The organism is Mycobacterium sp., assembly GCF_032162605.1.
Taxonomy (GTDB): domain Bacteria; phylum Actinomycetota; class Actinomycetes; order Mycobacteriales; family Mycobacteriaceae; genus Mycobacterium.
This window is the reverse complement of the sequence record NZ_JAVROT010000022.1, coordinates 13,451-28,611: the sequence shown is the minus strand read 5'-3', so window position 1 is coordinate 28,611 and position 15,161 is coordinate 13,451. Positions and strand designations below refer to the sequence as shown.

At 65.6% G+C, this 15,161-nt stretch carries 14 protein-coding genes and 4 pseudogenes; 7 read left to right on the top strand and 11 right to left on the bottom strand.

The window, feature by feature from the left end:
* Positions 1–81 precede the first annotated feature (81 nt).
* Positions 82–648, top strand: coding sequence for a hemerythrin domain-containing protein (locus QOI01_RS00955; protein ID WP_526377726.1), 567 nt, complete (start codon positions 82–84; stop codon positions 646–648).
* Between the two features lie 51 nt (positions 649–699).
* On the opposite strand, the gene QOI01_RS00950 is transcribed toward QOI01_RS00955, so the two are convergent.
* The 4 genes and pseudogenes from QOI01_RS00950 to phoU all read right to left on the bottom strand — a co-directional run bounded on the left by QOI01_RS00950 (position 700) and on the right by phoU (position 2,312).
* Positions 700–996 carry a hypothetical protein gene (locus QOI01_RS00950; protein ID WP_526377730.1) on the bottom strand — a complete coding sequence of 99 codons (297 nt, stop codon included), beginning with the start codon at positions 994–996 and terminating at the stop codon, positions 700–702.
* Between the two features lie 25 nt (positions 997–1,021).
* Complete coding sequence (locus tag QOI01_RS00945; RefSeq protein WP_526377728.1) at positions 1,022–1,333, bottom strand: hypothetical protein; 312 nt, start codon at positions 1,331–1,333, stop codon at positions 1,022–1,024.
* Between the two features lie 76 nt (positions 1,334–1,409).
* Positions 1,410–1,607, bottom strand: a pseudogene (locus QOI01_RS00940) (NAD-dependent epimerase/dehydratase family protein); the annotation flags it as partial.
* Between the two features lie 45 nt (positions 1,608–1,652).
* Entirely contained in the window at positions 1,653–2,312 is a 660-nt protein-coding gene (gene phoU, locus QOI01_RS00935) for a phosphate signaling complex protein PhoU (protein WP_526377724.1), read from the bottom strand.
* 146 nt (positions 2,313–2,458) lie between these two features.
* Between phoU and QOI01_RS00930 the strand changes: the two genes are divergently transcribed.
* A complete protein-coding gene (locus QOI01_RS00930) occupies positions 2,459–3,292 on the top strand; it encodes an SDR family oxidoreductase (protein WP_526377722.1) in 834 nt (277 codons plus the stop codon).
* Positions 3,293–3,340: 48 nt separating this feature from the next.
* Here QOI01_RS00930 and QOI01_RS00925 read toward each other — a convergent pair.
* Together QOI01_RS00925 and QOI01_RS00920 are read right to left on the bottom strand one after the other, a co-directional pair.
* Positions 3,341–3,460, bottom strand: a pseudogene (locus tag QOI01_RS00925) (CDGSH iron-sulfur domain-containing protein); the annotation flags it as partial.
* Entirely contained in the window at positions 3,457–4,164 is a 708-nt protein-coding gene (locus QOI01_RS00920) for a HemK2/MTQ2 family protein methyltransferase (protein WP_526377720.1), read from the bottom strand. The pseudogene QOI01_RS00925 and the gene QOI01_RS00920, both read right to left, overlap by 4 nt.
* Before the next feature lie 160 nt (positions 4,165–4,324).
* Here QOI01_RS00920 and QOI01_RS00915 point away from each other — a divergent pair, with 160 nt between their 5' ends.
* The 4 genes and pseudogenes from QOI01_RS00915 to QOI01_RS00900 all read left to right on the top strand — a co-directional run.
* Positions 4,325–5,119 (top strand): SDR family NAD(P)-dependent oxidoreductase, encoded by a 795-nt coding sequence (locus QOI01_RS00915; RefSeq protein ID WP_526377718.1) that lies wholly within the window; start codon positions 4,325–4,327, stop codon positions 5,117–5,119.
* Positions 5,120–5,156: 37 nt separating this feature from the next.
* Entirely contained in the window at positions 5,157–5,648 is a 492-nt protein-coding gene (locus QOI01_RS00910) for an SRPBCC family protein (RefSeq protein WP_526377716.1), read from the top strand.
* The gene (locus QOI01_RS00905) at positions 5,635–7,230 is read left to right on the top strand and encodes a phytoene desaturase family protein (protein WP_526377714.1); all 1,596 of its coding nucleotides are present in this window, start codon (positions 5,635–5,637) and stop codon (positions 7,228–7,230) included. The genes QOI01_RS00910 and QOI01_RS00905 overlap by 14 nt, the downstream gene beginning before the upstream one ends.
* A gap of 57 nt (positions 7,231–7,287) precedes the next feature.
* Positions 7,288–7,786 (top strand): annotated as a pseudogene (locus tag QOI01_RS00900) (nitrate reductase); the annotation flags it as partial.
* A 367-nt stretch (positions 7,787–8,153) separates the two neighbouring features.
* Here QOI01_RS00900 and QOI01_RS00895 read toward each other — a convergent pair.
* Both QOI01_RS00895 and QOI01_RS00890 read right to left on the bottom strand, forming a co-directional pair.
* Positions 8,154–9,263: a M42 family metallopeptidase gene (locus tag QOI01_RS00895; RefSeq protein ID WP_526377712.1), complete on the bottom strand. Its 1,110-nt coding sequence runs from the start codon at positions 9,261–9,263 to the stop codon at positions 8,154–8,156.
* A gap of 356 nt (positions 9,264–9,619) precedes the next feature.
* Entirely contained in the window at positions 9,620–10,369 is a 750-nt protein-coding gene (locus QOI01_RS00890) for a hypothetical protein (RefSeq protein ID WP_526377710.1), read from the bottom strand.
* A 508-nt stretch (positions 10,370–10,877) separates the two neighbouring features.
* Here QOI01_RS00890 and QOI01_RS00885 point away from each other — a divergent pair.
* Positions 10,878–11,135: pseudogene (locus tag QOI01_RS00885) on the top strand (NAD-dependent epimerase/dehydratase family protein); the annotation flags it as partial.
* A 931-nt stretch (positions 11,136–12,066) separates the two neighbouring features.
* Here QOI01_RS00885 and QOI01_RS00880 read toward each other — a convergent pair.
* From QOI01_RS00880 to QOI01_RS00870, 3 genes are all read right to left on the bottom strand, one after another.
* Complete coding sequence (locus tag QOI01_RS00880; protein ID WP_526377708.1) at positions 12,067–13,044, bottom strand: helix-turn-helix transcriptional regulator; 978 nt, start codon at positions 13,042–13,044, stop codon at positions 12,067–12,069.
* A gap of 78 nt (positions 13,045–13,122) precedes the next feature.
* A complete protein-coding gene (locus QOI01_RS00875) occupies positions 13,123–13,800 on the bottom strand; it encodes an ANTAR domain-containing protein (protein ID WP_526377706.1) in 678 nt (225 codons plus the stop codon).
* A 345-nt stretch (positions 13,801–14,145) separates the two neighbouring features.
* Positions 14,146–15,159 (bottom strand): iron-containing redox enzyme family protein, encoded by a 1,014-nt coding sequence (locus QOI01_RS00870; RefSeq protein ID WP_526377704.1) that lies wholly within the window; start codon positions 15,157–15,159, stop codon positions 14,146–14,148.
* Between the last annotated feature and the right edge of the window lie 2 nt (positions 15,160–15,161).

Here is a 15,161-nt window from a genome sequence, read left to right as displayed (position 1 = left end):
AACTCACGGTTACAGCACGGCAGTCACGGGTAACTGCAGTGGTGGCGCGCAGCCCAGTCCCAACGCAATGAAGGATCTCCCATGGTTGAAACATTCGTGCAATCGACCGACGACGTCGTGAGATTTCTCGTAGAGCAGCACAACCTAATCAAGGACATGTTCGATGACGTCTTGTCCGCATCCACCGATGAAGCTCGCCAGAAGGCGTTCGTGGATCTGCGTCAACTACTGGCAGTGCACGAAACTGCCGAGGAGATGGTGGTTCATCCGCGCGCGCGGGGGGAGCTGAGCGATGGCGATGAGGTCGTCGATGCCCGACTGAAGGAGGAGCACGATGCCAAGACGCAGTTGCAAGAGCTGGAGAAGTTGGACATCGGCTCGAAAGAGTTCCTCAGCGGGCTCGAGCGATTTCAGCAGGCCGTCGTCGATCACGCAGACCACGAAGAGACCGAGGAATTCCCTCAGTTACAAGGTGAAGTCAGCGCCGACGACCTGAAGCGGATGGCGAGTGCCGTGCGCGCGGTCGAAGCTATCGCGCCGACGCGTCCTCACCCCGGCGTCGAGTCGGCGAAGGCCAATTATGCGGTGGGACCATTCGCGTCGATGCTCGACCGCGCGCGGGACGTCATCGAGAACGCTCTGCGGTAACGCTGCTCGCAGCTGCCGCCACGCTCTCCGAATGACGGTTGGATAGCGCCGTCAAGGCAGCCGTCTCGCGGGGAGTCGTCGCTGGGTGACGTCACGGTTCAGCTGCCCCAATATCGACCGTCGTCGCAACGGCGGGCTCTCACCGTGTGCACCGTCGCACACACCGTGGATCAAGTCGGCGAATGCCGCGGTAGAGGACCACATCGGGCGCCAGTCCAGTTCCTCGCGGGCCCTGGCACAGTCCAGCAGCGGGACACTGAAGGCCATGTCGATCCGACCACGGTCGATGGGTTGCAGTCGTGCGCGCCAGCTGATGTCGACCAGTACACCCATGACGCGGGCCGGCACGTGAATTGTCTTGGCGCCGAGCGCGTCAGCGATGTCGTCTCGACGGAGCGGCGGTCATCAACTCGCTGGCTGCGGATCGCTGGACGATCGCACCGGGTCGCATCCTGGCGATGGGCACGCCGGCGTTGCCGTGCTCGTGTTCGTAGGCGTCGAGCCGCGCCTCTACGGCGGACTTGTAGCGGCTGTACGAACACGACGGGATGCCGGTGGTAGGCCAGCGCTCGTCCACCCGTTGGCCGTACCGTCCGGCGGCGTAGGTGGCACTGGACGACATGTGCACCAACTGACCGACCGCGGCAACGTCCACCGCCTCGAGCACGGCGGAGTCCCGCCGCACCGACGCGGTTCAAGTAGTCCTCGTCGCGCGTGGGATTGAACGCCCATGCGAGGTGCACGACGGCGTCGGCGCGCTCGAATACGTGACGCAGGTTCTTCGCCGCGTCTATTTCGGCGAGGTCCATCTGGTGCCATCGCACGAGCTCGTACACGCCGATCGGCTTCGGTGGTCTGCGCATGACCCCGATCAACTCGTGGTGGATACCGGTGGCAACGAGCTTGCGCAGCAGTGCCGTTCCGACATTGCCCGAGGCTCCCGTGACGACGATCCGCATGTGCACACCTCCCGCGTCGCATCGATGTGCCAACGGGAGGCTGCGTCAGACGGCGTGCTGCCGCACCACCGAATTGCCGCTGCTCTGGAAGATCACCCGCCGTGCGATCTCCTCGGCGTGGTCGGCGAATCTGCCGTAGAACCTGCCGAGGAGCACGACGTCGCTCGCGGCGCCCGGTCCATGGGGCCACCGCGGGCTCATCACCGCTCCGAACAACTCGCGGTGCAATGTCTCCATCGCCTGCTCGTCCTGTCGGACCAAATGTGCCTGCGCGCAGTCTTGCGCGAGCAGGGCGGATCGGCAGCGCCCGGTTAGCTCGACCGCGATCCGCCCCATTTCGTGAAAGCTTCCGCGCATCTCCTCGGGTATCGCCGGCTCGGGGTGACGGCGCAGGCACAGCTTGGCGACATGCCAAGCAAGACCACCCATCCGGTCGGTATCCGCGGCAACGTGGATGGCGGTGACCACGGCGCGTAGGTCGCCGGCCACCGGTGCCTGTCTCGCCAAGATTCCGAGAGCGCGGCTCTCGACCGTGTTGTGAAGTAGCCGGAGCCGCTCGACGTCGACGACGACCTGACCTGCCGCTTCGGCGTCGGCATCCAGCAGTCCGCGCGTGGCGCGGCCCACGGCATCACCTGTCAGTTCGCACATGCCGCCCAAGTCCGCACGCAGTTGGTCGAGTTCATGACGAAATTGCGCGCGCATCTGGACTCCTGGACGATTGGCCTGCCGGCGGCCAATTACCCCGGACGCCCCGGTTCAAACGCCGTCCTCACAGTTGCCGAGGCGACTCGTGCCAGGTGGTCGCGACCACGAAGTTTGACCCGCCGGGCGGGGGGTACCGCCACACCATGTCCACGATCGACTACCCAGGCCACAGTTCTGCGATGCCCGAACAGCCCGCGGACGAGATGCGGGACTACGTGGGCCGGGGTCTCCTGTCCGGGAGGCGTGCGCTCATCACGGGCGGCGACTCGGGCATCGGTCGCGCCGTCGCCGCGGCGTTCGCGAAGGAGGGCGCCGACGTGGCCATCGCCTATCTTTCCGAACACGATGACGCCGCCCATACCGTCGACCTGATCAAGCGGGAAGGAAGAAGCGCGATCTCCCTGTCCGGTGATCTCGCCGAGGCCGGCCACTGCCGGAGCGTGGTGACCGAGGCGGCCGAGGTCTTGGGCGGCCTCGACCTACTGGTCAACAACGTGGCCTTTCAGAACCCCGTCGACGACTTCGCCGAACTCTCCGACGATCAGTGGCGGCGCACCTTCGCGGTAAACGTCGACAGCTTCTTCCACGTCACCAAGGCGGCACTGGCACATCTTCCCCGCGGCGCGGCGATCGTGAACACCGCGTCGATCAACGGTCTGCGGGGAAACAAGACGCTCATCGATTACTCGGCCACCAAGGGAGCGGTCATCGCGCTCACGTACTCACTGGCTCAGTCGCTTCAAGAACGCGGGATCAGAGTGAATTGCGTTGCGCCCGGCCCTGTCTGGACACCGCTCATACCCGCGACGATGCCAGCGGACAAAGTTGAGTCCTTCGGTGAGCAGGTGCCGATGGGCCGCCCGGCGCAACCCGACGAGATCGCCCCTTCCTACGTGTTCTTCGCTGCCGGCCGGTTGTCCTCGTACTACAGCGGTGAGGTGCTGGCACCCATCGGTGGCGAAACCCTTCCTGGTTAGCCTCAGGTTCACGCTCGGCATCCTCGGGGTCAGGACCCGAGTGGCCACCAGCACCACGCGATCGGACTCGACCACCCCACCGTCGGGCATCTCGATGCGCACCGGACCCTGCACCATCACCGGACCCGACGGGACCACTCGGACCGCCCGTGACCCCGTGTCGGTCACGACCTGTCCGCGCGTACGACGGCGAGACGCTCCATCCGCCTACCGGTGTCGAGCAGCCCTGCCCGTTCCAACCAGTGTGCCCGCGCCGTCAACACCGGGCCGAAAGGAATCCATTGTTCGGCAACGACTTCGGTGTGCAGCCCGGAGGCGCGTAGCCCCTCGACCGTCCGGTCGACGTCGGCGAACTCAGAGTGCACGATGAGGAGCGTGCCGCCGTGGGCCAGGACTTCTGGGGCTCGCTCGCACAGCGGGTCGAGCACGCGGCGCCCATCGGGGCCGGCGTTCCACGCAGTGTCGGGTCCTGCGTCCACGGGAATCGGCTCATCATCGGCGCCTTCGGCGAAGGGCACATAGGGAGGATTGCAGGTCACCACGTCGAACGGCCCGAATTCAATTGCCCGCAACCAGGATCCGCGATGCACGTGCACGTCGACTCCGGCCGCCGCCGCATTGGCCCTCGCGCAGGTGACCGCGCGCGGACTCATCTCGAACGCCGAGACTGCCGCCGCCCCCTGAGCCGCCGCGGCCAAGGCCACCGCACCGCTTCCCGAGCACAGATCGGCGACCCGGCTTCCCTTGGCGCGTCCAGTGGCACGAAGTGCCTCGATCAACAGCGCTGAGTCTTCCTGCGGCCGATATACGCCGTTCGGAACGTGGATCGACGCGGGTCGATCAATCAGCTCGTCGGTGAAGACAGTGGTCACAGCGGCGCTCCGTCGCGTGTCATGGGGTCGGTCGCGTGTCATGGGGTCGGTACTGCCACACATGCCCCGCAACACAACCGTTCAACCATCGACACGTGACTCGGCGTGGCTCGCGAGGGACGGAAGATTCACCGCGGCCGGTTGCGGGTAATGACTTGCGGTGGCAGAAGCGCGTGAGCTCGCCCTGGTAACCGGGGCCTCCAGCGGCATCGGATTCGAATTGGCGAAGCTGCTGGCCGAGAACGGCCACGATCTGGTCGTCGTCGCCGACGGTCCCGGCATCCACACCGCCGCCGCGCAGCTCGCGACAACTGGCGCCCGCGTCCGTCCCCTTCAAGTGGATCTCCGCAAGCCCCGCGACGTCGAGCGCCTCTACCGACACGTGAGCGAACAGCGGAAGCCGCTGAAGGTCGCGGCGCTCAACGCCGGAACCGGGCGTGCTGGACGGTTTCTCGACGGGGACTTGCAGGACGATCTGGACATCGTCGAGCTGAACGTACGGTCCACCGTGCACTTGGCCAAGTTGGTGCTGCGGGGCATGGTCGACCAGGGCACGGGCGGGGTGTTGTTCACTTCGTCGATCGTGGCCATGATGCCCGGCTCGTACCAGAGCGTGTACAACGCCTCCAAGTCGTTCGTGCAGTCCTTCGCCGAGGCGTTGCACGACGAACTGCGCGACACCGACGTCACGGTCACCGCGTTGATGCCCGGCCCGACCGACACCAACTTCTTTCGGCGCAGCGCCATGTTGGACACCGTGCTGGGCCGACTGCCGGGCAAGGACGATCCGGCCGAGGTGGCTCGGCAGGGCTTCGATGCCCTGATGCGCGGAAGGCGAAAGGTCGTCGCCGAGTCCGCCACCTCGAAGCTGATCGGTGTGGCCAGTCGGGTGCTGCCCGACTCGGTGAAGGCAACCGCGAACCGGCTCATCGCAAGGCCCGTCGGTCGCCAGTGATCCCGGTGTCGCCGAACCGTCAAGAAAGGACGAAGCCATGAAATCCTCCTCCCCTGAAGCCGCCAGTGCGTTGACCGCGATCCAAGACACCACTGCAACCCGCCAGCAGGTGTGGGACCAGATCGCCGACGGCTGGACCTACTCCCAGTGGGTGGTCGGCAACAGCCGAATGCGCGCGGTCGACCCCAACTGGCCCGCCCCGGACAGCACCATCCGGCACTCGATCGGGGTCTGGCCGCTGTTACTCGACGACGAGACGGTGGTGGCGGAGGGTGAACCGCAACGCAAGATCGTTCTGATCGCCAAGGGACGCCCGTTCGGTGCCGCGCGCGTCACGTTGCAGCTCACCGACATCGACGGCGGCTGCCGCATCGACATGTCCGAGGTACCGATCAGCGCCCCGCTCAAGTGGTTGCCCGCTCGGGTCGCGCTGGCCGCCGCGTGGCCGCGAAACCGGGAATGCATCAGGCGGTTGGCCGCATTGGCGGAGCGCCTCACGCCCCAGGAAGTCGACGATGAGCGGCGGTGACGCCGTCGACGCGGTCGTGATCGGCGCCGGCCACAACGGTCTGGTCGCGGCCGCGTTGCTGGCAGACGCGGGCTGGGACGTGCTGGTTCTGGAAGCGCAGGATCAACCGGGCGGCGCGGTGAAGAGCGCGGAGTTGACACCGGGTTACGTCAGCGACCTCTACAGCGCCTTCTATCCGCTGTCGGTGGCATCGCCTGCGCTTCGCGAGTTGCATTTGGAGGACTGCGGGCTGCGGTGGACGCACGCGCCGTCCGTCGTCGGTCACGCGCGGTCGGCCGCCGACGAGGACGCGCCCGTCATCTACCGCGACCTCGAGCACACCGCGAGCGAGCTGGATCGACACCATCCGGGCGACGGGAAGCGTTGGCGGCAGCTGTTCGACCAGTGGCTGCAGATCAAGGATTCCTTGTTGAGCATCTTGTTCTCCCCGTTCCCGCCGTTGCGCGGCCCGGTCTCGTTGTTGCGAACCCTGGGTACCGGTGAGGCGCTGAACCTGGCACAGCTGATCTTGTCCCCCGCCGGAGTGATGTCGCAACGGCTCTTCGATGGCGACGCGGCACGGTTGTTGCTTCTCGGCAATGCCATGCACGCCGACGTGCCCATCGACGCGCCCGGCAGCGGCGTCATGGGCTACCTGCTGATCATGATGGCCCAGGACGGTGGTTTCCCCGTTCCGGTCGGCGGTGCGGGTCAGCTGACCGCCGCTTTGGTCAACCGCGCGAGCGCCGCCGGAACGCGAATCGACTGCAACCGACCGGTGGACGACATCGAGGTTCGCGGTGGGCGCGCGGTGGCGGTCCACACCGCCGACGGCGCCACCGTGCGGGTGCGACGGGCGGTCATCGCCGACACCTCGGCGCCTCAGCTGTATGAACGCCTGCTGCCGGCGGATGCACTTCCTGCCGCGCTTTTACAACGCTTGGAACACTTCGTCTGGGACACACCGGTCCTCAAGGTGAACTATGCGCTGGACGCTCCGATCCCCTGGCGGTCGCGAACGCTCGCCGGGGCCGGCACTGTCCATCTAGGCGCCGACCACGACGGCCTCATCCGGTGGATGGCGGACCTCAACACCAGAACCGTCCCCGACCGGCCGTTCCTGTTGTTCGGGCAGATGACCACTGCTGATGCCAGCCGATCCCCCGACGGTACCGAAAGTGCTTGGGCCTACACCCATCTACCGCGCGGGGTCGCCAATAACGCTGCGGCGCAGACACTGTCGGAGGCAGTTGATCGTGTGCTCGAGGAGCACGCACCCGGTTTCGCCGACCACGTCGTCGAAAAACACATCCAGCGTCCCTCCGATCTGGAGGCCAGTGATGCAAATCTGCACTGCGGCGCCGTCAACGGTGGTACCTCCCAGCTGAACCAGCAGCTGATCTTTCGGCCCACGCCAGGTCTTGGGCGGGCGGAGACTCCGGTTGAAAACCTGTATCTGGGCAGCGCCGGCGCACATCCCGGTGGCGGAGTGCACGGGGTGTGCGGCCGCAACGCGGCACGGGCGGCGCTGGCCAGTGACGGCGTCCGCGGCTGGCCCCGACGCCGGCTCAACCGCACCGTGCTGTCCCTGCTGAACCGCTGAGCCGCGGCAAATCGGCCCGCCCGCACCGCTCATCACTGCCACCGGTCGATCCGCCGGGGGCAGGCGCGGTCCGATCTCGACGTCTTCCTCGACTGCGCCCGGCGGATGGGCTTCCGGGACAAGGACGGGAATCCGTTGCCCTCATGGACCGATGCCGAGACGGCGTTCGAGGCGTGGAAGAAGTGCAGCTCCGGACGGCCCTGCGACTACACCGGTTTGGCCTATGGCAGGTGGCGTGCCTCCGGCGGCGTCCAATGGCCCTGCAACGATGAGCACCCCGAGGGCACCGAGCGCCTTTACGCCGACGGACGGGTTCTGGGCGCAGCCGGACTACTGCGAGTCCTACGGCAAGGATCTGCTCACGGGCGCACCGCTGGAACCGACCGGGTACCGCTCGCTGAATCCGACGGGCAAGACCGTCATCAAAGCGGCGGAATACGTCCCGCGCCATGACGGCCCAGACGCAGACCACCCCTTCGCGCTGATCACGGGACGCACCCTCTATCACATGCACACCCGCACCAAGACCGGTCGCGCGCCGCAACTGCAGGCGGCTCAGCGTTGTCACCCCCAAACGTTGCGCCAGATGCGGTGGGCCGATGCGATGCTCAAGGAGCTGTCCGCTCAGGTACTCACCTTTTGACCAGGACGGTGCCGCTGACCATGAGCTGACACCGACCGATCCGATGGTGATCGAACTCGATGATCTACAGAAGAGCCGATCAGGAAGGTCACGCACGTCGCTCAAAGCGTGATCGAGACCAGATAGCCCTTGCGGGCACGTCGCAGGAGGGGCGCCTTGAAGAACGACTGCACGGCGGCCCTCACGGTTCGCCTCGCCTACGACGGCGACCAGCTGGTCGCCGGACGGTGATGGTCGCGCTGCCGGCGCACCACCGCGCGATTGCGCGGGCCTCGCGCCATTACTCCTGGCTCGGATGCAGCAGGAACTCGACCAACACGTCGGTCATCGCCGGAATCGCCTCGCGGGAAATCACTTCGTAGCCGTGAGTGCTCAGCGTCGGCAGGCACAGCAGGCCCGCCCGGGCCGACAGCCCATTGGCCTTGGCATTCGACGCGTCGGACTCGAAGGTGCCCAGCACCGCCGCCTGCGGCGACAGGCCAAGGTCGGTAGCGATGCCCATCAATCGGTCGGCAACGTCCTTGTCATACACGCACAGCGCATCACTGAAGGCCACGATCGGACCGCCGCTAACCCGTGTCCCGTACTCCTCCTCGGTCGGACCCACCTCCAGGGCGATCGTGAGATCGCCTGGAAGCGTGCGACTGGCATAGGAGCCCCCGACGCCGCCGATCTCCTCGTTGGTGGTGAACACCAGGAAGACGTCGTTCAAGGGGCGCTCACCACCCTCCCGAAGCAACCGTGCCGACTGCAAAAGGGCAAGGACCGGTCCTCGGTCGTCCATGAAATAGCACCCGAGGTAGTCGCTGATCTCCACCAAGGAGCGTTTGCTGCGTTCGACGCATACACGGGTGCCCGGTCGTATCCCCGCGGACGTCAACTCTTCGAGCGTGCGCCCGGTGAAGACGTAGACGTGCATCCAATCCAAGGCCTTGTCGCCCTGGTCGGGTTTCGTCTCCCAGATGCGCGGACTCTCCTTGGTGGTGTGCTCCGAACCCAACGACAGCACCCCGATCAGAGTCTCGCGGTCGCCGAGCACCGCGACCGGACCCAAACCGAAGTTTCCCGGATACATCGTGCCCAGCGGCGTCAGATGCAGGGTGCCGTCTGGCTCGCAGCGCTTGACCACCATCGACAGCTCGTCCAGGTGTGCCGTCACGCGGGTCGCCCGAGTGCCCTCACCGTCGCGGTTTCGTTCGCCCGCGCGGCCGCCACGGCCTCGAATGAAGCCGATCAAGTTGCCGGCACGATCAATCCACGTCTCGTCGACATGGGGTTCGAGTTCGCGGCGGCAGACATCGCGCACCGCTTCCTCCTGACCGCACGGACCGTAGGTCCACAACAACTCCTGCAGCAGATCGTGGCGTGACTCGTGATGTGGACTGGGCACCGCACTTCCTTCCGATCGTCGGAGCGTCAACAGGAGTGCTGAAGACGTCGGGTCACGGCCCCCGGATAGCCGACTCAGCCGCATTTCACACTTGGCATGCGGTTCACGGCCCGCTCGACCAAACCGGCACGGGTGGCCACGCTGACCCATAAGCCATCTCGCCCGGTGGGCATCGCAACCGCGCCGCGTTCGCGGCCATCATCGCGACCGCAAGCAGGTCGGGAACCAGCTCGCTGGGCATCGACCTAGCGCCGTATCGCACCTCGGCTCCGTCGGAGCGTGGGTGCCTGCAGATGCCTGCGCCACCACGGGGCTGACGGACAAGTTCCCCATGGGTGTGATCATGAACAAGGCACTCACGCTGCCGCGTCAAGAATCGGAGCCGCTCTCACGCGCGTGCAAAAGCCGCCGCATCGCCGCGAGCCAGCAGGCCGAGATGTCGTAGATCGGTGGGGGTACTTGTCGAACAGCGGCTCACTCAGATGGGGCACGTCGTCGGTGTCGCCCACCCTCGCGGACTGCACCGCCGCGCGGAAGTTCTCCGCAGGCATGCGTAATCCTTCGCTCGGCGAGGCCGAACGTGCGTAAGCATTCAGCAGTGGCACCAGCGAGTGCTTGCGCTGCTCGTCGGGCAGCGCCTTCAACGCCCTCTCGAATTCACCGAGCCAGTCGTCGTATAGATCGACGCGGCGGATGTCCTTGCCGTCGGCGATGAGCCAGTCCACGAAGGTATCCAAGGAGGTATCATCGTCATGGGTGTTGAGGACGTTGAAGGTGCTAAAGCCCTCGGCGATTTCAGTGCCCAATGAGGTGATGGCCTCGGCGGTGAAATCCGCTGGGAGAACTTCGTAATGGGCGCGTTGCGGATTCCCGCCGGCGTCGAGCTGATAAGACGAACTCGGCGCGATACCGGTGGTGACCAGGCTCAGGATCAGCCGCGTGAACATGTCGGTCACATTGACCTGACCGCGGTAGCGGCCCTTCAACGTGCTGACGAGGTCGTCGGCCGCATCGTTGCCAAGGGCATGCTCGGCGAGATCCGTTGGCGTGCCCGGGTAGTCGAAACCCTCGAGGACGTGCTGTACATCCCTTACTTGATATCCCATGGTGGCGAGGCAACCCGCAGAATTCCGGCCAAACAAGAATTATGTGGGGAAATCGGCTCGTGGGTGCTGAGCATCAAGCGGTCAAGAAGTTCTGTGCCCCTTGGTAGCCCAGGCGCTCTCATGCGCTCAGCGTCAAGGCCGAACGACCTCTGGCAGCCATCCATGCGTCGCGACAAGCGTTCCGAGTCGATGATGAAGATTGCGTCGCGCTCGACTCGTCTTCACCTTGCCGTCGACCATGGCGTAGAGGCAGTCGAGCGCATCACCGTTGGTGAAGATCGTCTCCCCCCGGATCGAAGACGGCCATCGCATCCTCGGGCCCGCTCAGCAGCGTTCTCCGACTGGGTGGCGCAACGGTGGGCGTTGCACGTTCAGTCCTGCTTCGCGAACCGACCCAGATCGTTCGCTCGGCGGCCGAGTCAGTCCGCAATGGGTTGACCGGCGACGAGGGGGGGTAATTCACCATCCAGCGCCTTCGAGTAAGGGCGGCCGAAAGGTGGACTGACACATGGCGACACGCATTGTGGTAACCGGCGCCACCGGCAACGTCGGAACCGCGTTATTGCCCCGGGTGGGCGTCGCCGGCACGGTCGCCGTGTTGAAGGCCGCTCACGACGCCGACGTCGACCACTTGGTGCACATGTCTTCGGTTGGCACCTACGCCGCGGGGGCCTACGGCAGGCGGGTGGACGAATCGTGGTCGGCGGCGGGCATCGCCTCCTCCGTGTACAGCCGGACCAAGTCAGCAGCCGAAGCCCTGCTCGACGACCTTCCCCGAACGGCTTCTCCCGACCCTTCAGAAGCAATTCGGGTACGGCGGATTGCACGAAGAACGCGAGGTGCGGCAGTCCCCGACGCCGAGCAGGTCGGCGACGACGGTGTGTGACCGTGCCAGCGCGGGCATGACGTTGCGCCACGGCTTGGGTAAGCCACTTGGCGAAGTCCTGCCGGGCACGCTGGCCGGAATGCGAAGCACTCACCATCGCGCGAAGCCCCTCGGGACCCCTTTAAATTGTTATTCCACAGGGATTCTCGGTCCGTTGCGGCGAAATTCACCACTGCTGTGCGCCTCCCCGCGGCGGGATAGGTTGATTACACGTCGCTTGAATGCCCAGCCCCGATGCGGTGCGCGGCCAGCACGGTCCCGGAGCGCTCGAACACGTTCACGTCTACTGATCGGCCCTGGCACGAGCAGCGCAAGGCAGTCCATCTCGCATCGGCTACGTCGTTGAATGCAGTGGTGCATGGGTACGAGCCCAGATCCGCGGTGTCGCCAAAGTCGTTGCGGTCACCGGACGCCTCGACGAGGCGAACGTCGAACCCGTGACGGTGCACCTGTGCCGATTCACCAAGCTGAACGGCCCGCCGATCGTCGACGTCAGCAGCTCTGCGATCTTCGCGCTTTACGGTTCCACTGTCACAACGACTCCCGCGCCCGTAAGGCCCCCAACGCGCGAGCCATTCGATCGCTCGATGCTACGCCCGTGACCTGAGTCCGCCATCGTGGCGCCGTCGGGGCCTGCGCCCGCGCTCGGGCACCGCAAGCCGCTCTTGCCAAGTATGTCACCGCAACAACGATGCCGCCCCTGCCATGCGCTTCGCAGACATGCGCGTACACCGCCCGTCACGGCATCGACGACACCGACTCTCCACCACATGACCGGAAACGGGGCGACCGCCTCCGACACCGCGGGCGATTAGCAACACAGCGTGACGTGGGGACTCTGGCCGTAGGTCCCGCGGTAGAGCACCGCGAACCTTCCGGTGTGCGCGAAGCCCCATCGAGAGGCGGTCGCCGTCACGGTCGTGCTACCCCTGTCCCCCGCAATCAGGTCGCGGTGAACATGATCGAGGCGTACCCGTCGAAGGTAGCCCATCGGGGTGCTGTCGAGGTGGCGCCGAAACATGTACTGCAGCGCTCTCGGTGTCACGTATACCGCGCTCGCGACGTCTGCCACGCCGATGTCCTGGGCGGCGTGGTCCTCGATGTAGGCCATCGCACGTCGTAGGAGCACGGGGTTATGGTCGTTGCGGTCATGGGGTCCCTCGACGAGGCCTGCACTGTTGGGAAATGCGGACAGGACGGCAGCGGCGAGCAGTCGACCCGCCGCCGCGAGAACCAGTGGGGCGGCGCCGTCGTCGGCGAGAACCGTCTCTTCGACGTAGCGGAGGGCCGCGAACAGCGCGCGGGCGGCTTCCGGGCTGACGGGCTGAAGGCCGGTGAAGCGCACGTACGTCGGTATCTCCGGAACCAGATCAGCCGCCGCCTTCGTCAGAAGAGCAAGTTCGATCACAGCGCTCTTCAGTGTCACGTCAAAGGTTCTCACCCGGACCGGAGCCGCAGCGGTCGAGCCGAGCACGATCTCTCCATGGCGCGCGACGCCATCCTGGTCTTGAACGTGGCTCTCGACGCGCCCATTGGTCGGCCAGAGGATGACGACGCCCGAAGTAGCCTCTCCTCGAGTTTCGACGTCCCCGTCATGCCTGACGTCCTCCAGCACGAATCCGCCACCGCCGTCGACCCTGCTGTGTTGCAGCCCGAGGCGATCGCCGTGACGGTGCCCCAACAGCTCGAGGTGCATGTTGGCGCCATAGATTCGACTGAGGTAGGACGTGATCTCGGCGTGGTCCGTGCTACGGACTTCCTGCCGCTGGAATTGTCTGATTCGGGACATCACCGGCTCCAAGGCTGCATGGCCGAGCTGAATCTGAACCCGTTTGGGGTTGACGATACCCCAAAACGAGGTTCGCAATCAGGACTGGTCGTCGGCCGATAGCGCAGGGGACTGAAGCCCGATGGGCTCGTGAGCCGTGAGCAGTACGTGATCGACGTACGCGCGGATTTGGGCCGCCGGGAATTGCTCGACCAGCCGGTCGACGAACTGCTCGGCGATCGTCCGCAGCTTCACGTTGGTCTGCTGCGACCGCCACGTGAGCACGTCGAACGCGCGCTCCTCCGAGACTCCGTAGGTCATTCTGATGATGCCGATCGCTTGGTTGATGAGCGCGCGCCGCTCCTCGACCGCGGCAACGGCCTGGGTGACCGACTTCTGCAAGTCGGCTTCGAAGTCGTCGGTGATGTCGACGTAGAAGCCCGCGGTCCCGACGACCTCATTCGCTTCCCCTAGCAGCTGGTCGCCGACCACGACGACCACGTGCTCGTCGCCCACCGTGTCGATGATCCGATGTCTGCTGCTGAAGGCCGCGCCGTGGCGCAAGACGTGGTCGATGATCTCGGACACCGCGGGCTGATCATCGGGATGCTTGTGCGACAGGATCAGCTCCGTCGTTGGAACGACCGTCCCGGGTTCGTAGCCGTGCATCCGCGCCACGGCGTCCGACCATTCCCAGCGGTCCGGCGCCTTCAGATAACGAAAGCTGCCCACCCGGTCGAAACCGGATTCAGAAGGGTGAGCTGGCTCGTCGACCACGCTGGAAGAATTACCACATTTCCCGTGGGCTTACGCCATACGGACCCAAGGCGTCGCCGCGTCAAGTGCATGTGACGAAAGAGCGAAGTCAGTTCGCGAAGTATCGGCACGCCTGGGAAGTCAGTGGACGTCAGGACAAGGCGGACGCCGAAAAGGGGCACCGTCAAGAAGGAAGGCGAGGCCGAGGCCGCCCGCGGTTGGGGGGTGTGAGCGGCTGAGAAGCGGGAAGAATCGCATCAGTGATCGCATGACCGGGAAAGGACCCGGTCGTTGCGGCTGGGCCTTCCTCGCGTCGGAACGGCGACGTCGACGATCGTTTCGTCCTCGGTCCGCTGGTTCGACGACTCAGCCCAGCCCGCGCCGCAGTGACGACCGCCCGGCCTTCCAGCTGTCCATCAGATGTTCGGCCAAGCGGCTCTCGACGACGTTGAACGCCCTCATCCCGAACACGACGTCGGGCTCGAGGTGCGGTTCCCTCGAGACGATATCGCCGACGACGTCGGTGCGAACCACTTGTTCATGCACCGCGTCGGCTTCGACGTGCTCACGGTAGAAGTGCAGACAAGCCTCCGGGGCCTTCATTCGAGACAAGGCGTCCAGCAGCCTGCGCGAACCAGGCGATGAGGTGATCTCGGTCGCGGCGAAGTGTCCGACGGCGGCACCGCGAAGCCCGCGATGCAGGCCGAAAAGCGACATCAGGTTGACTGCCGCCAGCGCCTCGGCGGGCACGTCGTCGAGGTAGTGCAGATAGGTGGCGTTCAGACCGGCGGCGGTCATCAGGTCGCCGTATAGCGTCTGATGAACCCGGTCAGCACGGCCGCCACCGAACTCGTCGAACTCGACCGCGACGAACGCCGCCTTGGCCGCACCGGACAGCCGCGGTATCGCCCACGCGTGTGGATCACCCTCCTTGAGGTGATAGACCGACCGGTGCGCAAAGTACTCCCGCATCTGGTCCCAGGTGCCCTCGTCGCGCAGGTAATGCGAAGGGCCCGAACCGTTCACCGGCTCAGTTGAGAGCTCGGCCATCACGTCCGACGCCGATGCATCGACACCGTCGATCTGGTTGCGCACTGCGGATAGGAACGCCTCCTCCAGCCGGTTTCGGAGTTGCAGCACGCCCGGGTCCCATTCCCAGCGGGGGTCGACGCCGAGGAATCCTCGGTAGTGCAGCTCGTAGCAGACGTACAACGCGAGGTGGAAGTCACGACCAAGGGGGTCGGAGTCGCCCACCGGCGCCTCGACGGGTGTGTAGAAGCGGCGAGGCGGGCGGCAGGTCAAGTGGTCCAGAATGGCAGCCGAAAGTGGGCCACCGGCCGGCGGCGGGGCCGGTTCGAGATGCGTAACGACGTCGGGCACAT